The organism is Silvania confinis (genome assembly GCF_025564085.1).
Taxonomy (GTDB): Bacteria; Pseudomonadota; Gammaproteobacteria; order Enterobacterales; family Enterobacteriaceae; genus Enterobacter; species Enterobacter confinis.
This window is the reverse complement of record NZ_JAMGZJ010000077.1, coordinates 190839-207244: the sequence shown is the minus strand read 5'-3', so window position 1 is coordinate 207244 and position 16406 is coordinate 190839. Positions and strand designations below refer to the sequence as shown.

Annotated in this window: 17 protein-coding genes and 3 tRNA genes; 12 read left to right on the top strand and 8 right to left on the bottom strand. The window is 54.7% G+C overall.

Annotation, left to right across the window (positions count from 1 at the left end):
- Nucleotides 1–147 precede the first annotated feature (147 nt).
- The 6 genes from uvrY to M8013_RS15030 all read left to right on the top strand — a co-directional run bounded on the left by uvrY (nucleotide 148) and on the right by M8013_RS15030 (nucleotide 3683).
- Entirely contained in the window at nucleotides 148–804 is a 657-nt protein-coding gene (gene uvrY / locus M8013_RS15055) for a UvrY/SirA/GacA family response regulator transcription factor (protein ID WP_271268607.1), read from the top strand.
- The gene (gene uvrC / locus M8013_RS15050) at nucleotides 801–2636 is read left to right on the top strand and encodes an excinuclease ABC subunit UvrC (RefSeq protein WP_271268606.1); all 1836 of its coding nucleotides are present in this window, start codon (nucleotides 801–803) and stop codon (nucleotides 2634–2636) included. The genes uvrY and uvrC overlap by 4 nt, the downstream gene beginning before the upstream one ends.
- Nucleotides 2637–2692: 56 nt before the next feature.
- Nucleotides 2693–3241, top strand: coding sequence for a CDP-diacylglycerol--glycerol-3-phosphate 3-phosphatidyltransferase (gene pgsA / locus M8013_RS15045; protein WP_271268605.1), 549 nt, complete (start codon nucleotides 2693–2695; stop codon nucleotides 3239–3241).
- Nucleotides 3242–3384: 143 nt separating this feature from the next.
- Nucleotides 3385–3460 (top strand) — tRNA-Gly (locus M8013_RS15040).
- Nucleotides 3461–3511: 51 nt separating this feature from the next.
- Nucleotides 3512–3585, top strand: a tRNA-Cys gene (locus M8013_RS15035).
- Nucleotides 3586–3597: 12 nt separating this feature from the next.
- Nucleotides 3598–3683, top strand: a tRNA-Leu gene (locus M8013_RS15030).
- A gap of 118 nt (nucleotides 3684–3801) precedes the next feature.
- Here the strand turns inward: M8013_RS15030 and M8013_RS15025 are convergent.
- Genes M8013_RS15025 through idnO form a run of 3 tightly spaced genes read right to left on the bottom strand, consistent with a single transcriptional unit; the run spans nucleotide 3802 to nucleotide 5575 of the window.
- Nucleotides 3802–4269 carry a NanQ anomerase/TabA/YiaL family protein gene (locus tag M8013_RS15025; RefSeq protein ID WP_271268604.1) on the bottom strand — a complete coding sequence of 156 codons (468 nt, stop codon included), beginning with the start codon at nucleotides 4267–4269 and terminating at the stop codon, nucleotides 3802–3804.
- A complete protein-coding gene (locus M8013_RS15020; RefSeq protein WP_271268603.1) occupies nucleotides 4266–4796 on the bottom strand; it encodes a gluconokinase in 531 nt (176 codons plus the stop codon). Before M8013_RS15020 ends, M8013_RS15025 begins: the two co-directional genes overlap by 4 nt.
- A 14-nt stretch (nucleotides 4797–4810) precedes the next feature.
- Nucleotides 4811–5575: a gluconate 5-dehydrogenase gene (idnO, locus tag M8013_RS15015; protein WP_271268602.1), complete on the bottom strand. Its 765-nt coding sequence runs from the start codon at nucleotides 5573–5575 to the stop codon at nucleotides 4811–4813.
- A 253-nt stretch (nucleotides 5576–5828) separates the two neighbouring features.
- On the opposite strand from idnO, the gene M8013_RS15010 reads away from it, so the two are divergent.
- The 3 genes from M8013_RS15010 to M8013_RS15000 all read left to right on the top strand — a co-directional run bounded on the left by M8013_RS15010 (nucleotide 5829) and on the right by M8013_RS15000 (nucleotide 9280).
- Nucleotides 5829–6821, top strand: coding sequence for a LacI family DNA-binding transcriptional regulator (locus tag M8013_RS15010; protein WP_271268601.1), 993 nt, complete (start codon nucleotides 5829–5831; stop codon nucleotides 6819–6821).
- Nucleotides 6822–6965: 144 nt separating this feature from the next.
- Complete coding sequence (locus tag M8013_RS15005) at nucleotides 6966–7916, top strand: 2-hydroxyacid dehydrogenase (RefSeq protein ID WP_271268600.1); 951 nt, start codon at nucleotides 6966–6968, stop codon at nucleotides 7914–7916.
- A gap of 53 nt (nucleotides 7917–7969) precedes the next feature.
- A complete protein-coding gene (locus M8013_RS15000; RefSeq protein ID WP_271269096.1) occupies nucleotides 7970–9280 on the top strand; it encodes an MFS transporter in 1311 nt (436 codons plus the stop codon).
- 30 nt (nucleotides 9281–9310) lie between these two features.
- Here M8013_RS15000 and M8013_RS14995 read toward each other — a convergent pair whose 3' ends face one another.
- The 5 genes from M8013_RS14995 to M8013_RS14975 all read right to left on the bottom strand — a co-directional run bounded on the left by M8013_RS14995 (nucleotide 9311) and on the right by M8013_RS14975 (nucleotide 14125).
- Nucleotides 9311–9643: a cupin domain-containing protein gene (locus M8013_RS14995; RefSeq protein WP_271268599.1), complete on the bottom strand. Its 333-nt coding sequence runs from the start codon at nucleotides 9641–9643 to the stop codon at nucleotides 9311–9313.
- Nucleotides 9644–9663: 20 nt separating this feature from the next.
- On the bottom strand, nucleotides 9664–10629 hold the full coding sequence (locus tag M8013_RS14990; RefSeq protein WP_271268598.1) for an ABC transporter permease: 966 nt from the start codon (nucleotides 10627–10629) through the stop codon (nucleotides 9664–9666).
- On the bottom strand, nucleotides 10626–11606 hold the full coding sequence (locus M8013_RS14985; protein ID WP_271268597.1) for an ABC transporter permease: 981 nt from the start codon (nucleotides 11604–11606) through the stop codon (nucleotides 10626–10628). Before M8013_RS14985 ends, M8013_RS14990 begins: the two co-directional genes overlap by 4 nt.
- Nucleotides 11599–13080, bottom strand: coding sequence for a sugar ABC transporter ATP-binding protein (locus tag M8013_RS14980; RefSeq protein ID WP_271268596.1), 1482 nt, complete (start codon nucleotides 13078–13080; stop codon nucleotides 11599–11601). Before M8013_RS14980 ends, M8013_RS14985 begins: the two co-directional genes overlap by 8 nt.
- Before the next feature lie 61 nt (nucleotides 13081–13141).
- Complete coding sequence (locus M8013_RS14975) at nucleotides 13142–14125, bottom strand: autoinducer 2 ABC transporter substrate-binding protein (protein WP_271268595.1); 984 nt, start codon at nucleotides 14123–14125, stop codon at nucleotides 13142–13144.
- A 484-nt stretch (nucleotides 14126–14609) separates the two neighbouring features.
- Between M8013_RS14975 and M8013_RS14970 the strand changes: the two genes are divergently transcribed.
- Genes M8013_RS14970 through M8013_RS14960 form a run of 3 tightly spaced genes read left to right on the top strand, consistent with a single transcriptional unit; the run spans nucleotide 14610 to nucleotide 16376 of the window.
- The gene (locus M8013_RS14970; protein WP_271268594.1) at nucleotides 14610–15761 is read left to right on the top strand and encodes a transglutaminase-like domain-containing protein; all 1152 of its coding nucleotides are present in this window, start codon (nucleotides 14610–14612) and stop codon (nucleotides 15759–15761) included.
- Nucleotides 15739–16095, top strand: coding sequence for a mercuric transporter MerT family protein (locus M8013_RS14965; protein ID WP_271268593.1), 357 nt, complete (start codon nucleotides 15739–15741; stop codon nucleotides 16093–16095). The genes M8013_RS14970 and M8013_RS14965 overlap by 23 nt, the downstream gene beginning before the upstream one ends.
- A complete protein-coding gene (locus M8013_RS14960) occupies nucleotides 16092–16376 on the top strand; it encodes a heavy-metal-associated domain-containing protein (protein ID WP_271268592.1) in 285 nt (94 codons plus the stop codon). The genes M8013_RS14965 and M8013_RS14960 overlap by 4 nt, the downstream gene beginning before the upstream one ends.
- The last annotated feature ends 30 nt before the right edge of the window (nucleotides 16377–16406 follow it).

Sequence of the window (16406 nt, the reverse complement as noted above, 5' to 3'; positions counted from 1 at the left end):
GTTTCCAGTTGATGTACAAGTTAATTTCCAGAAATGAGAACACCCGCGCGGGCGTCCCGTTTTAACGTTTTTAAGTTGAGTTAAAAACCGTTAATATATGCAGAATTTAGCTGTCCATAGCGTTATCCCTATTCTGGAGAATGTCCTTTGATCAACGTCCTTCTTGTTGATGACCACGAACTGGTGCGCGCAGGGATACGACGCATTCTTGAAGATATAAAAGGTATTAAAGTTGCCGGTGAGGCCTGCTGCGGTGAAGATGCCGTAAAATGGTGCCGCTCAAATACCGCAGATGTTGTTCTGATGGACATGAATATGCCCGGTATTGGCGGGCTGGAAGCGACCCGCAAGATCGCCCGATCCTTTGTGGATACTAAAGTCATCATGCTGACGGTTCACACTGAAAATCCGCTGCCTGCAAAAGTAATGCAGGCGGGCGCGGCGGGCTATTTAAGTAAAGGTGCCGCCCCGCAGGAGATGGTCAACGCCATTCGTTCCGTGTTTTCCGGGCAGCGCTACATCGCCTCTGATATCGCCCAGCAGATGGCGTTGAGCCAGATTGAGCCAGAAAAAACTGAAACGCCGTTTGCCAGTTTGTCTGAGCGCGAATTGCAGATTATGCTGATGATCACCAAAGGTCAGAAGGTGAACGAGATTTCTGAGCAGCTGAATCTCAGCCCGAAAACGGTGAATAGTTATCGCTACCGTATGTTCAGTAAACTGAACATACATGGCGATGTCGAACTGACTCACCTGGCCATTCGCCACGGTCTTTGCAATGCCGAGACTCTAATCAGCCCGTGAGTAGTAACGTGTTTGAATCCAGTGCTTTTCTTAAAACTGTAACCAGCCAGCCAGGCGTCTACCGGATGTACGACGCGGGCGGCACGGTTATCTATGTCGGAAAAGCAAAAGACCTGAAAAAACGCCTTGCCAGCTATTTCCGCAGCAATCTCGCCTCCCGCAAGACGGAGGCGCTGGTCGCGCAAATCCAGCAAATCGATGTGACCGTCACCCATACGGAGACCGAGGCGCTGCTGCTGGAGCATAACTACATCAAGCTGTACCAGCCGCGTTACAACGTGCTGCTGCGTGATGACAAATCCTATCCCTTTATCTTTCTCAGCGGCGATACTCATCCGCGACTGGCGATGCATCGCGGTGCGAAGCATGCGAAAGGTGAATATTTCGGCCCGTTTCCTAATGGCTATGCCGTGCGGGAAACGCTGGCCCTGCTGCAAAAAATCTTCCCGATCCGTCAGTGCGAAAACAGCGTCTATCGCAACCGCTCCCGCCCCTGCCTGCAGTATCAGATTGGCCGCTGTCTGGGGCCATGCGTGGAAGGGTTGGTTAGCGAAGAGGAGTATGCCCAGCAGGTAGACTATGTCCGCCTGTTCCTCGCCGGAAAAGACGATCAGGTGCTGACGCAGCTGATTGCGCGCATGGAAAAGGCCAGCCAGGCGCTGGCCTTTGAAGAGGCCGCGCGCATTCGCGATCAGATCCAGGCGGTGCGTCGGGTTACCGAAAAACAGTTTGTCTCCAACACCGGCGACGATCTTGACGTAATTGGCGTGTCGTTTGACGCGGGTATGGCCTGCGTGCACGTGCTGTTTATTCGTCAGGGTAAAGTGCTGGGTAGCCGCAGCTACTTCCCGAAAGTGCCAGGCGGCACGGAGCTTGGTGAAGTGGTCGAAACCTTTGTTGGCCAGTTCTATTTGCAGGGCAGCCAGATGCGTACCCTGCCGTCAGAAATCCTGCTCGACTTTAACCTCAGCGATAAAACGTTGTTGTCGGACTCGTTATCGGAGCTGGCCGGGCGACGGGTGAATGTTCAGACCAAACCCCGTGGCGATCGCGCCCGCTATCTGAAGCTGGCACGCACCAACGCGGCTACGGCGTTAACGACGAAGCTGTCCCAGCAGTCAACCGTCCATCAGCGCCTGAATGCGCTGGCTGTGGTGCTGAAAATGCCGGAAGTAAAGCGGATGGAATGTTTCGATATCAGCCACACTATGGGGGAACAGACGGTTGCCTCCTGCGTGGTGTTCGATGCCAACGGCCCTCTGCGGGCTGAATATCGCCGCTATAATATTACTGGCATCACGCCCGGTGATGATTATGCAGCCATGAATCAGGTTCTGCGCCGTCGCTACGGTAAAGCAATTGAAGAAAGTAAGATCCCGGACGTGATTGTCATCGACGGCGGTAAAGGCCAGCTTGGTCAGGCCAAAGCGGTATTTGCCGAACTGGAGGTGCCCTGGGATAAGCATCACCCGCTGTTACTGGGCGTGGCAAAAGGTACTGACCGTAAAGCCGGACTGGAAACGCTGTTCCTTGAACCCGAAGGGGAGGGCTTTAACCTGCCACCGGACTCGCCTGCGCTGCATGTGATTCAGCATATTCGCGATGAGTCACACGATCATGCGATTGGTGGTCACCGTAAAAAACGGGCAAAAGTTAAAAACACCAGCACGCTGGAGACGATCGAAGGCGTTGGACCAAAACGTCGCCAGATGCTGTTAAAATACATGGGCGGTTTGCAAGGATTACTCAACGCCAGCGTCGAGGAAATTGCAAAAGTGCCGGGTATTTCGCAAGCACTGGCAGAAAAGATCTACTACTCGTTGAAACATTGAGGGCTCTGTAGCAACATAGGGCTAATAATTACTGACAACAAACAGTTACCGTCACTATGCGATTAAATATCCCTACGTTGTTAACGCTTTTTCGCGTTGTCCTTATCCCGTTCTTTGTACTGGCTTTTTATCTGCCGTTCGTCTGGGCTCCCTTCGCATGTGCACTGATCTTTTTTGTCGCGGCAGTGACAGACTGGTTTGATGGATACCTGGCGCGTCGCTGGAACCAGAGCACCCGTTTTGGTGCGTTCCTCGACCCGGTAGCGGACAAGGTGATGGTCGCCATCGCGATGGTGCTGGTGGTTGAGCATTATCACACCTGGTGGGTGACGCTGCCTGCCGCCACCATGATTGCCCGCGAAATCATTATCTCGGCGCTGCGCGAGTGGATGGCTGAGTTGGGCAAACGCAGCAGCGTGGCAGTTTCCTGGATAGGGAAGGTCAAAACCACCTCGCAGATGGCCGCGCTGGTGTGGATGCTGTGGCGTCCAAACGAGTGGGTTGAGTTGGCCGGTATCTGCCTGTTTATGGTCTCAGCGGTGCTGACGTTGTGGTCGATGCTGCAATATTTGAATGCCGCGCGCGGGGATTTGCTTGATCAGTGATCGTTTCGCCGTAATTTTCAGCAAACGATCTGTGGTTGCGAAAAATAACGTTGACTCAAAACGTCAGGTAAGTAGAATGCAACGCATCGAACGGCGGCACGTTTCGCCAGTCGATAGCAAAATCAAGTGATTAGCTTGATAATGCGGGAATAGCTCAGTTGGTAGAGCACGACCTTGCCAAGGTCGGGGTCGCGAGTTCGAGTCTCGTTTCCCGCTCCAAATTTAAAGCATCGGCAATTGCGGATGCGAGTCGTAAGACAGAAGATTTAAGGCGCGTTAGCAAAGCGGTTATGTAGCGGATTGCAAATCCGTCTAGTCCGGTTCGACTCCGGAACGCGCCTCCAATTTCTTCCCGAGCCCGGATGGTGGAATCGGTAGACACAAGGGATTTAAAATCCCTCGGCCTTAGGCTGTACGAGTTCAAGTCTCGTTCCGGGTACCATGGGAAATAAGCAGAATAATCAAAGCAATAAGCAGTGTCGTGAAACCACCGAAAGGTGGTTTTTTTGTGCCTGAAATTTGTCTACAGGCCCCGCAACGCGCGCCGCGGGGCGACAACCCTACACCAACCCCACATCAACCTTAACAATAATCTTGCGCAGTGGCGCGCCTGCTCCCAGGCTGCCCATCGGGCGGTGCAGCTCGCCGGGGAACAGTACCGCCAGCTCGCCAGGGTGCAAATGGATCAGCGTTTCGCTGCTGATCTGTGTGCAGAATCCAATGTCCTGCGCGGTGTTAAATGCCCCGTCCTCAACGATCTCCAGCCCCCGGTTTCCGGCACCGATAATCTCTTCGCCCGCCAGCACAATGTGAATATCAATATACTGCCGATGATATTCCGGGCGCAGTCCGGCGAGGAGACGGGTTTCACCTTCGACGACGTTAAAGAAAATAGTATCGCCATCGACCGTATATTTACCGGCTGGCAGCGTATGCGGCTCCTGATGGATAATGGCGCGCAGCGCTTTGCGGATGGCGGCAGGGTAAAACGGGTTTGGCTCGGCGCCAGTCAGGGTATCAATGATCATGCCGGGATCCTCTGGAGGGAGTGATGGTTAAGTAAGGCTAACGCGTGGTCGACAATATGGGCGACGTCTGGGGCAATATCGACAGCCAGAATATCCGACTCGCTTTCGTCCGGGGCTTCCAGGGCGGCAAACTGGCTGCGCAGCAGCGCTTCTGGCATAAAGTGACCTTTACGCTGCTGCATCCGCTGCAAAATGCAGTCGTAATCTCCGGTGAGCCACACAAAGCGCAGGGCCGGATTCCCCTGACGAAGCTGGTCGCGATAGCGCTTTTTCAACGCTGAACAGACCAGAATACCCGACTCGTTTTTTTGCCCGAGGCTGAAAATCACATCGCCGATGCGATCCAGCCACGGTAGCCGGTCGCTGTCTTCCAGCGGCTGGCCGGAGGCCATTTTGACGATATTCTGTCGGGGATGAAGATCGTCGCCGTCAATGAATTTAGCGCCGATGGCCTGCGAGAGTGCCAGCCCGACGGTGGTTTTTCCGGTGCCGGAGACACCCATTAAAATAATGCAATGTTCTGCCATGGTGCGCTCCTTCATCAGACGGCAACCAGCATCCCGCCGTCGACAAACAGCAGATGCCCGTTAACGAAGTTAGATGCACCGGATGACAGGAATACCGCCGCGCCAACCAGCTCTTGTGGGTCGCCCCAGCGCGCAGCAGGCGTGCGTTTGCATAGCCAGTCGGTAAAGTCGCGATCGTCGACCAGCGTCTGGGTCATCGCGGTTTTGAAATAGCCGGGAGCAATGCCATTCACCTGGATGTTATGTCGGGCCAGCTCCACGCACATGCCGCGGGTCAGCATTTTGACCGCACCTTTGGCGGCGGCATACGGCGTAATCGTGTCGCGCCCCAGTTCGCTCTGCATTGAGCAGATATTGACGATTTTCCCCGCGTTGCGCGTTACCATCCGTTTAGCAACCGCCTGGGAGACCAGGAATACGGCAGTCTGGTTGACCGCAATAACGTCATTCCACTCCTGAACCGGGAATTCGGTAAAAGGATGACGCCGCTGAATACCGGCATTATTAAATAAGACATCAATCGGCCCGATATTCTGTTCTATCTGGTGAATGGCCGTTTCAACGGAATCCGGGTCGGTGACATTAAATACCGCGGTATGGGCCGTTGCGCCTTCATCACGTAATGTCATTGCCGCCTGTTCGGCGCGTTCGGGGGAAATATCATTGATGATAATTTCTGCGCCATATTGCGCCAGACCCTGCGCCATGACAAAACCGATACCCTGTCCGGAACCGGTAATTAAAATACGCTTGCCTTGTAAACTGAATAAATTTTTCATCACTGTTTCCTGTATTACGACGGAATTGCATCTAGCAGACGCTGTCTATCTCACGGTTTTTATGCCGGATAAACTGTGATGAAGATCACTGGCCATTATGTTACGAAAAGGGGTTACAGCATCTGTGATCCGGGGTGGGCATTTGCCGGATAATCCGCGCCACACGGGCTCTGGCGAGGGAGAGGCAATTCTCTTTTGCGCCGTCAGCAGGCATAATGGCGGGATACGGTTTCGGTTATGACGGGCAACAGCAATGAAAGTACAACGTATCACTTTAGATGATGTCGCCACCCTGGCTGGGGTGACCAAAATGACCGTCAGCCGCTATTTACGCACCCCAGAAAAAGTAAAACCCGAAACTGCAGAACGTATTGCCAGCGTTATTGCCGAAGTCGGCTATCAGCCCGATCCTGATAATCCGGCCGTCAGCAGCCAGGCGACGCCACGCATAGGCGTGTTAATTCCCTCCTTTAATAACCAGATCTTTGCCGATGTTCTGGCGGGCATTGAGTCAGTAACAACCGCCCACGGATACCAGACGCTGGTGGTTAATTATGATTATGATAGCCAGCGTGAAGAGGAGCAGATTGCAACGGTGCTGGCGCTGAACGTCAAGGCGCTGCTATTAACCGAATCGGTGCATACCCTGCGGGCTGAGAAATACCTTAAAGCGGCAAAAATACCGGTAGCGGAAGTGATGGGGTTATCCACTAACCCTGACCGCATTAACGTCGGCTTTGATAATTACCGCGCCGGATTTGATATGACCAATATGCTGCTGGCGAGCGGCAAAAAGCAGATTATCTATTTTGGGTCGATGTCTGATATCCGCGATGAACAGCGCTATGCCGGATATTGCCAGGCGATGAGCGAGGCCGGGCGGGAAGTGGGGCGGATTGCGCCGAATAAAGTCTCGTCGGTAATGATTGGCACCGGGATGATGACCCTCGCGCGTCAGATGTATAAACAAATGGATGGCATTCTCTGTACCAACGATGACCTCGCCGTCGGCGTGTTACAGGAGTGCATTGCCTCCGGTATCAATGTGCCACAAGAGATGGCGATTGCCGGTTTTCACGGTCTGGAAATCGGGCAGATCATCACGCCGCGGCTGGCGAGCGTACTGACCCCGCGTCTGGAAATGGGCAAAGTGGCGACTGAGATCCTGATCAAAAAGATAAAAGGCTTACCGACCATCGAAAAAGTGGACCTCCACTATCGTCTGTCTCTGGGCGAAACAATCTGAGCCGCCGGTTTTTAGTCTCCAGATCACGTCATCCGTAACACGGATTTCTAACACGATTCAGCGTGATGCAGATCGCAAAACGCTACCCGGAAAAGCCGTTTGATAGGACAACGCAAATGTTGAAACTCTCAAACAGGTACGCCAATGACGATTGCAAACCCAAAAACTGTATTGTTGATTGCTCCGGTAGTGAACGACTTGCTGGATAAACTCTCCTCCGCCTTCGAGGTTTTTCGCCTCTATGATCAGCCCGATCCCCACGCGTTTCTTCAGCAGGTGGGGGCGCAGGTCCAGGCTGTAGTGACGCGCGGCGATGTGGGCGTCACCGGTGACGTGCTGGCGCAGCTGCCGAACGTCGGGCTGGTGGCGATCTTTGGTGTGGGCACCGATGCCGTCGATCTCGACTATACCCGTGCCCATCACATTGCCGTCACCATTACTTCTGGTGTGCTGACCAACGATGTGGCGGATCTGGCGATGGGCTTACTGCTGACCGGTGCCCGTCAGCTCTGCCAGGGCGATAAGTTCGTCCGCGAAGGGCGCTGGCTCACACAGGGGCCTGCGCTGGCAACCCAGGTCAGCGGCAAGCGGATCGGGATTTTTGGCATGGGGAATATCGGCCAGGCCATCGCCCGTCGCGCGACGGGCTTCGATATGGAAATCCTCTATACCGATCGTAAAAAACTCCAGCACGTCGATTATCAGTGGTGCGCAGACCTGCATACCCTGGCGCACGAAAGCGATTTCCTGGTGATTGCGGCTTCGGGTGGGGCGGCGAACCGGGGGCTCATTGATGCCAGTGTGTTTAATACCATGCCAAAACATGCCTGGCTGATTAATGTTGCGCGCGGCAGCCTGGTGGATGAACCGGCCTTAATTCGCGCGTTACAAAACGGCGTGATTGCCGGGGCGGGGCTAGACGTGTATGAAGACGAGCCGCACGTGCCTGCTGCGCTGATCGCGCTGGACAACGTGGTGCTGCAGCCGCATGTGGCCAGCGCCACGCATGAAACCCGGCAACGCATGAGTGAGGTGGTGTTTAACAATGTCACCGCGTATTTTGCGGCTGCGCCACTGCCGAATGCGATTGATTAACAGGACAGTATTGCCCTCACGATAACGTTATTTCCCTCGAGAGAGTATGAATGATGAATGAGAAAATACCTGGCACTCGCTGGTTGCGCATCATTGCGCCGGTTCTGATCGCCTGCATTATTTCTTTTATGGACAGGGTTAATATTAGTTTTGCCCTACCGGGCGGCATGGAGGCCGATTTAGGTATTACCAGCCAGATGGCTGGGGTCGCCAGCGGTATATTTTTTATCGGTTATTTATTTTTGCAAATACCGGGCGGGCGCATTGCCGTTAATGGCAGCGGCAAACGCTTTATCGCCTGGTCGCTGCTGGCCTGGGCGATTGTGTCGGTGGCCACCGGCTTTGTGACCCATGAATACCAACTGCTGGCGCTGCGCTTTATTCTGGGTGTCTCGGAGGGCGGGATGCTGCCGGTGGTGCTGACAATGGTCAGTAACTGGTTCCCGGAAAAAGAGATCGGTCGGGCCAATGCCTTCGTGATGATGTTTGCCCCGTTGGGCGGCATGTTAACGGCTCCGCTGTCTGGGGCGATTATCGCCGCTTATGACTGGCGCTGGCTGTTTATCATCGAAGGTTTGCTCTCGCTGGGGGTGCTGCTGGTGTGGTGGCTGATGATCAGCGACCGTCCGGAAGAGGCTCGCTGGCTACCCGAACGTGAGCGTGACTACTTGCTGACCACGCTGCGTGCCGAACGGGAAGCGCGCCGCACGGAAGCGCCGGTCAGCAATGCACCGCTGAAAGATGTCTTTCGCAACCCTGGCCTGATGAAGCTGGTGGCGCTGAACTTCTTCTACCAGACCGGGGATTACGGCTACACCTTGTGGCTGCCGACGATCCTCAAAAACCTGACCGGCGCCAGTATGGCCAGCGTCGGCGTGCTGGCAGTCCTGCCGTTTATCGCCACCCTCGCCGGGATTTACGTCATCTCGCTGTTCAGCGACCGCAGCGGTAAACGTCGACTGTGGGTGCGTTTTTCACTCTACAGCTTCGCGGCCGCGCTGTTGGCATCGGTGATCCTGCGCGATCATGTGGTGGCGGCGTACATCGCGCTGGTGGTATGCGGCTTCTTCCTCAAATCGGCGACCAGCCCGTTCTGGTCGATTCCGGGGCGCATCGCCATGCCGGAGGTGGCAGGGAGCGCGCGTGGGGTGATCAACGGTCTGGGGAATTTAGGCGGGTTCTGCGGGCCGTATCTGGTGGGGGTGATGATCTACTTCTACGGGCAAAACGTGGCGGTTTGCGCGCTGGCCGGCTCGTTGATCATTGCCGGTTCGATTACCTTCTTCCTGCCGAAACAATGTGACCTGAGCCCGACCCCCGACGTGCCGCCAGCCGCGGACAGCGGGCTGCGTCAGGCGCAGTAATGGCTAAGGGCGCGCGCTGCGCGCCCTTGCTTAGGGTGTGTAATGCACCGCCAGCCATAACGTCGGCTCCTGCGGATCGGTCCATTCCACTCGATGGCGACACTGGGCGGGAATATGCAGTGAATCCCCCGCGCGCAGGACTCGCACCGTATCGTCCTGTTCGAACTTCACTCCCGCCGAGCCTCGGATCACCACCACCCATTCGCTTTGGCTCTGGCAATACCAGAAGCCTGGCGGGCTGGCCTGGCCGGTGGAGAGGATGCGCTCAATTATAATCCCAGGCGCAGACAGCAGGACGTCAAAGATTTCCGCCTCGCTGCGTAACCCGTTATCGGGAAGATTAGAGAACAGATTTAACCCCATCCGAATACCTCCACTGATGTTTACGACCGGCGAAATAGCTGTGAGAGATGAGCGCCTTTCAGGAAAATAAACGCCAGCAGCAGGCCGCCCCACAGCGCCATGGTGATGTAGCTACTTACGCCCAGAATGTTGAGCCCGCTTTCCAGCATTTGCAGCAGAACCAGCGCCATCACCATGCCGAAAACTTTGCCAAAACCGCCGTCGGGATTCACGCCGCCGAGCACTGCCGCCAGAATTGACACCAGCAGGTAAGACTCACCGTAAGAGGCTTTGGCCGAGTTGAGCTTCGACATCATCAGCAGCGCGGCAATCACGCACAGTACCGAAGAGAGAATATAGACCCAGATAAGGGTTTTGCGGGTATTGATCCCGGAATAATGGGTCGCCTGTTCGTTGGAGCCAATCAGATACAGGCTACGGCCAAAGGCCGTTTTTTCGAGGATCACCCACAGCACGCCGACCACCGCCAGAAACACCAGCAGCGGCAGTGGGATGCCGAAAATACTGGCGCTGTTAATCACCAGGATATAGTCCGGGAAGTTGGAGATCGCCGAACCTTTGGAGATCAGAATATTAATGCCTTTCAGCAGGGTCATGATCCCAAGCGTCGCCAGAATAGGCGAGACGCGCACCACGGCAATCAGAAAGCCATTGATTGACCCAATCACCACGGCCATCGCCAGACCCGCCGCAATCACCAGCAGCATACTGGCGGGGGAAGGGGGATAGTGGGTGGCGACCCAGGCCATTACCAGCCCGCAGGCGTTCATGGTGGCAATGATGGACAGGTTGATCCCGCCGGTGAGGATCGTCACCGCCATTGCTAAGGCCAGCACGCCGAGGATCGGCATCTGGGAGGCGATAGACTGGAAGTTGGCGGAAGACCAGAACACGGACGGGATCAGGAAACTAAACGCGATAACGACAGCGGCGATCAGCAGGCTGAGGTAAATCTCAACGCGATCGTGCGGTTTTCTGCTGCTCATACTCGTACTCCCTGGCCTTTGCGCTGGCTCCACGCGGTCATGCTGATGCTGGTGACGATAACCACCCCGGTGACCACCGTATGCCAGTAAGAGGAAATCCCTAACAGGTTAAGACCGTTTTGTAACACCGCCAGTAAAATGACCCCCAGCAAGGTGCCCAGCAGCGTGCCGCGCCCGCCGACAATGCTGGTGCCGCCTAACACCACCGCGGCGAGAACCGTCAGCTCATAGCCCAGCAAGGAATCCGGGGCGACGGTTAACACGGTTGCCGACTGCACCACCCCCGCAACGCCGGACATCAGCCCCATATAGCCGTACACAAACAGCTGCAGTTTTAAGATGCCAAAGCCCATTCGCGACGCCGCCTCGCGGTTGCCACCCATGGCGTAAATCATGCGCCCCACGCTGGTCTTATTCATGATAAAACCGGTCAACGCCACGACCGCGATCAGGGTCAGGATCGGCAGGCTCAGGCCATAGTCGTAACCATCGGCGGCGGTGAATTTAAACAGCATCACCCCCTGTTCAAACCACTCCGGATAACTGTACAGCCAGACCCCTTTGGTCAGGTACAGCAGCAGGCCGTAAAAGATATTGAGGGTGGAAATAGTAATGATGATCGACGGCACGTTGAGGCGGTTAACCAGCACGGCGTTGACCAGCCCCAGCAGCAATCCCAGCCCGCCAGACAGGGCAAAGGCCAGCGCAAAGTTGCCGCTGGTTCCCTGAATCAAGGTGATCATCACGTATTGCGCAATGATGGTCATCGCCGGAAACGAAATGTCGATCCCGCCGGAAATCAGCACGATAAACAGGCCGCAGGCGAGAATGGTCAGCATGGCGTAGTTGTTGATCAGGTCATAGATATTGCCCAACGTCATAAACTCGTTGCTGGCAAACGACAGATAGCCGCCAATCACCAGGATCGTCAGCCCTAAGAAAAGTTCGTGGGTTTTAACCCCGAGGTGCTTACCCATTGACGACCTCTGCCAGCGCGGCTTCCGTGGTTTGTTCGGGGAGAATGTCGGCGATGATTTCGCCTTTACGCATCACTAAAATCCGATGGCTGTTAAAGAACGCTTCATCGATTTCATCGGTGATCATCAACACGGCGATCCCCTCGCGCGACAGGGCGGAGATAATCTGATAAATCCCCGCTTTATTGGCGATGTCGACGCCGACGGTGGGCGAATCAAGAATCAACACCCTGGGATTAATGGCCAGCCATTTGGCAATTGCCACTCGTTGGGCGTTGCCCCCTGAAAGGGTATTCACCGGCAGATTAACGCTGCCAATTTTAATACTCAGTTGGGCAATAAGGTCGGCGACAATACGGTCGGATTTTGCGGTGTCTAATAAGCGGAAAGGGGTTTTCAGCCGCTGCAGGACCGTCGATATAATATTGTCATTGATTGACTGATCCATCACCAGGCCGGTGCTCATCCGATCTTCCGAGACATAGCCAATCCCGGCGTTTACCGCATCCCGGTTGCTGGTGAAATGCACCACTCTGTTTTCCAACAGGATCTCACCAGAATCGGGTCGGGTAAGCCCGAATAAACTCAGGCAAAGCTCCGTGCGTCCGGCACCCAATAAGCCGGTGATGGCCAGGATCTCGCCCTGATGGATCTGAAACGAGATGTCGCGATACTGGCCCTGTTTAGTCAGGTTTTTTACGCGTAATGCCACCTCGCCGATTTTTTCTACCGGCGGCAGTAGCGCATATGAAAACTCTTTTCCGGTCATCAGGAAGGCGAGTTTTTTATTGTCGATGTCGCGGGCAGGGTACGTGCCGATCAGGGTGCCATTTTTGAGCACGCTGATGCGGTCGGAGATTTCCATGACCTCATCCAGCCGGTGGCTGACGAACACCACGCAAATATTGCGCTTCTTCAGGTCGCCGATCACCCGCAGCAGCCCCTTAACCTCCTGCATAGTGAGCGAGGCGGTGGGCTCATCCATAATAATCAGCCTGGCTTCCTGGGCCAGCGCCCGACAAATAGCCACAATCTGACGCTGGGCAATCGGCAGGGACTCCACGCTGGCGTCGAGGTCTAATTCTGCTTCAATGCTATTAATGGTCAGGGCCGCAATCCGACGAATTTCGCGCTTATTTACCAGCAAATTATGGTGATGCTGGTGGATACCGATATTTTCAGCGACGGTTAAGTTGGGGAATAAAGAGAGATCCTGATAGATAACCTGGATCCCGGCTTTGACCGAGTCGATGGGGGAGAGGTGGGAATAGCGTTTTCCTTCGATCGTAATTTCAAAACCGGGGTCGGGTTTATAGACGCCAGAGATGATTTTAATCAACGTGGATTTGCCGCAGCCATTCTGCCCGGCCAGACAGTGAACCTCGCCGGGAAATAGCGTCAGGGCGATGTTATCCAGCGCTTTCACACCGTAGAAGGTTTTGCTGATGTTACCCAGTGAAATAAACGGCTTCATTCCTACCTCGCAGGGGTTCAGAAAACACGCCCTTGTCAGAAGGGCGTGCTGATGCGGCTGATTAATACAGGCTGTCGATATTCTCTTTAGTTACGCGGAGCACTTTGTGGAATTTGATGATGCGTTTTTCGGTATCCACTTCGGCTTTGCCGAGGTTCGGGATATCCAGCTCTTTACCGATCTCTTCCCCTTTGAGGATTTTGTCCGCCACGGCGGTTAAGGCATAGCCTGCAGAGGCCGGGTCGTAGGTGATCCCCATAGTAATATCGCCGCTTTTAATCAGCGAGGCGGCCTGGGAGGGGATCATCATGCCGTAGACAAACACTTTCCCTTTAGCGCGTTTCTCTTTCACCGCACGGCCTGCACCAATTGGTCCCTGGGAACCAAACGACACTATCCCTTTCATATCCGGGTGAGCTTTCATCAGGTCAATGGTGGTGCGGCGAGCATCGTCGATATTCTCGGCCACCGGCATTCGGTTGGTGACTTCAAACATCTCCGGGTAGTGCTCTTTCTGATATTTAACGAATAAATCGGCCCACAAATTATGTTGAGGTACGGTCAGGCTGCCGACATAAATGACATACCCGCCTTTCCCGCCCATCGCTTTCGCCATCTCTTCGACGTTATCGGCGGCAAATTTTTGGTTATCGATAATTTCGACATCCCAGTTGGCGCTGGGTTGCCCCGGCGATTCATTGGTTAATACCACAATGCCCGCTGCACGGGCTTTTTTGAATACCGGTTCCAGCACGTCGGCATCATTGGGCACAATAGAAATTGCGGATACCTTTTTCGCAATCAGGTCTTCAATAATTTTGACCTGCTGCGGAGCATCGGTACTGGAAGGCCCGACCTGCGTGGCTTTAATGCCGAGGTCGCTGCCCGCTTTCGTCACGCCTTCGCCCATGCGATTAAACCAGGGCATACCGTCAATTTTGGAAATATTAACCACTTCAATTTCTTTCGCCATTGCAGCGGTGGAAAAAACCATCAGTCCCAGCAAGCCAGCGGACAATAATTTTGTTACGCACATTTTACTCATTTCATACCTCTGAATGGTGGTGAAAATAAAAAAGAGTGATAACGTTGTTTGGCTGTTTGATATTGCGATGCGCATTTAAATATTAGGCGATGAACGTGATTCCCTCCCATTCAATATCCCCGTTTATTCAGTGGGTAATAATAAGGTCAATCTCACTGGATAAGAATAAACAGTAGGGTTTTCATATTTATAATGTTATGGAACTATTAGCTTATGCCATGGACGATTATGCGAATGCGCAGGTTTGCGCGTCAGGTCACATCTTAACCATCTGAGCGACAGCCCCTGCTTTAATTGCGGTTATTCCCCTGTTTTTTGACTTCGCGCCTGTACTTCGGGGCCGGGATCCCGCCTAATAACCGCGCTTCGATTTTTCATTCACAGTTAACAGGTCTGTTATTGATGAATAAACCCCATCTCTTCGCCTTGTTGCGCCCGACGCTGTCCGCTGTGATGAACCTTCACCTTCAAAGGACAGGACACCATGCTGCGTCGACAATTTCTTAAAAATAGCGTTCTTCTTTCTGCCGCAGGTATCGTCGGCCCGGCCGTTGCAAGCCCAACGGCAATGAGCCTGAAGTCGCTCGCCGCGTCCGCCGCACCGGTGATGCGTCGCCGTTTTGTGCTTTCCCAAACCTATAAACTGGCGGCCCCGCAGGGCTCCAGCGGGGTGGTCAAACTGTGGATCCCGCTGCCGGTGGATACCGCGTTTCAGCAGTTGCTCGGGCTGTCGTTCAGCGGTAACTATCAGCAGGCGTACATCACCACCAATAACGCCTACGGTGCCAAAACGCTGTTTGCCAGCTGGCCGGAGTCCGCGGGCGAATTGCTGCTTCAGCTCGATCTGGAGATCGAAACCGCCGACTGGGAGCCGCTAAAACACGATGCGCTGAAAAACTGGCGTGCTCCGGAGACCCTCGTCTATCCGCTGGACGTCAAACCGTATCTGCTGCCGACCACCCATACCCCGGTTGATGGCGTGGTGCGTGAAACGGCGCAAAAAATTACCGGCGACGAGCAGGATCCGCTTAAAAAAGCGCGTCTGATTTATGAATGGGTCAGCAGCCATATGGAACGTGATAATGACGTGATCGGCTGCGGGACCGGGGACGTGGCGACCATTCTGCAAAGCGGCAAGCTCAGCGGTAAATGCACCGACATGAGCTCGGTATTTGTGGCACTGGCGCGGGCCAGCGGGATCCCGGCGCGCGAGCTGTTTGGTATTCGCCTCGGCAAAGCCAACAAGCTCGAGCGTTACTCTGCCAGCGCCTTCGGTAAAGCCGACAGCGCCGGAGTGGCCGACGTCAGCGGCGGTCAGCACTGCCGGGCAGAGTTTTATCTGGCGGGTTACGGCTGGCTGCCGTGCGATCCGGCGGATGTCACCAAAATGCGGCTGGCGGAGAAAAAATCCCATCAGGATCCTGACGTGCAGGCGGTGAATACCTACCTGTTTGGCAACTGGGAGATGAACTGGGTGGGTTTCAACTACGGGCGCGATTTTGAACTGTATCCGGCGACGGAGCAGGGGGCGATGAACAACTTTGGCTACCCGTATGCCGAAGTGGACGGCGACCCGCTTAATTTTTACGATCCGAAAGTGTTCACCTATCACTATGTCTCGACAGAACAACGCTAAAAGCGCGGGCGTCACTCTGCTGACGGCGGCGGTGGCGGCCGTCACTGCCGGCCTGTGCTGCGTCGGGCCGCTGCTGTATCTGCTGTTTGGCATTTCGGCGGCCGGTTTCGCCGGGCTCAGCCAGCTGGAGTTTCTGCGTGTGCCGATGATCGTCCTGTCGCTGGGGCTGATGCTGCGGGTATTCTGGCGGCTCTATTTTTCAAAACGGCTGTGGTGTACCGGGCGATTAACGCTTGGGCAGACGCGTTTTCTTTTTTGGCTGATACTGCCTTTCATGCTGCTGATCCTGTTCTACCCGACAGCGGTCGCCTGGTTTTACGAGGTATTTGAATGAAACGACTGGCGCTGATCGCGTGCGTATTCCTTCCGCTGTTCGCCCAGGCGGCGAATCAAAAAGTGGTGCTTGATGTGCAGGGCATGACCTGCTCGCTGTGTGTGATTTCGGTGAATCAGGTGCTGCGAGAAACGCAGGGGGTGATCAAAGCAAAAGCGTCTTTAAAGACCCGGCAGACCGAAGTGATCGTGGCGGAGGGATTCCCCACCGACACTTTGCTAAAGGCGGTGGCGAAAACGGGGTACACGGCGTCAGTCAACCGTATTGATAAATTGCCTTAACTCCCTGCCGCGCCCGGCAGCGCCGGGCGC

What these genes read in the sequence shown, in the direction of transcription:
- pgsA (WP_271268605.1), top strand. Translation starts at nt 2,693, where the DNA reads ATGCGATTAAATATCCCTACGTTGTTAACGCTTTTTCGCGTTGTCCTT.
- M8013_RS15025 (WP_271268604.1), bottom strand. Translation starts at nt 4,269, where the DNA reads ATGATCATTGATACCCTGACTGGCGCCGAGCCAAACCCGTTTTACCCT.
- M8013_RS15020 (WP_271268603.1), bottom strand. Translation starts at nt 4,796, where the DNA reads ATGGCAGAACATTGCATTATTTTAATGGGTGTCTCCGGCACCGGAAAA.
- idnO (WP_271268602.1), bottom strand. Translation starts at nt 5,575, where the DNA reads ATGAAAAATTTATTCAGTTTACAAGGCAAGCGTATTTTAATTACCGGT.
- M8013_RS15010 (WP_271268601.1), top strand. Translation starts at nt 5,829, where the DNA reads ATGAAAGTACAACGTATCACTTTAGATGATGTCGCCACCCTGGCTGGG.
- M8013_RS15005 (WP_271268600.1), top strand. Translation starts at nt 6,966, where the DNA reads ATGACGATTGCAAACCCAAAAACTGTATTGTTGATTGCTCCGGTAGTG.
- M8013_RS15000 (WP_271269096.1), top strand. Translation starts at nt 7,970, where the DNA reads ATGAATGAGAAAATACCTGGCACTCGCTGGTTGCGCATCATTGCGCCG.
- M8013_RS14995 (WP_271268599.1), bottom strand. Translation starts at nt 9,643, where the DNA reads ATGGGGTTAAATCTGTTCTCTAATCTTCCCGATAACGGGTTACGCAGC.
- M8013_RS14990 (WP_271268598.1), bottom strand. Translation starts at nt 10,629, where the DNA reads ATGAGCAGCAGAAAACCGCACGATCGCGTTGAGATTTACCTCAGCCTG.
- M8013_RS14985 (WP_271268597.1), bottom strand. Translation starts at nt 11,606, where the DNA reads ATGGGTAAGCACCTCGGGGTTAAAACCCACGAACTTTTCTTAGGGCTG.
- M8013_RS14980 (WP_271268596.1), bottom strand. Translation starts at nt 13,080, where the DNA reads ATGAAGCCGTTTATTTCACTGGGTAACATCAGCAAAACCTTCTACGGT.
- M8013_RS14975 (WP_271268595.1), bottom strand. Translation starts at nt 14,125, where the DNA reads ATGAGTAAAATGTGCGTAACAAAATTATTGTCCGCTGGCTTGCTGGGA.
- M8013_RS14970 (WP_271268594.1), top strand. Translation starts at nt 14,610, where the DNA reads ATGCTGCGTCGACAATTTCTTAAAAATAGCGTTCTTCTTTCTGCCGCA.
- M8013_RS14965 (WP_271268593.1), top strand. Translation starts at nt 15,739, where the DNA reads ATGTCTCGACAGAACAACGCTAAAAGCGCGGGCGTCACTCTGCTGACG.
- M8013_RS14960 (WP_271268592.1), top strand. Translation starts at nt 16,092, where the DNA reads ATGAAACGACTGGCGCTGATCGCGTGCGTATTCCTTCCGCTGTTCGCC.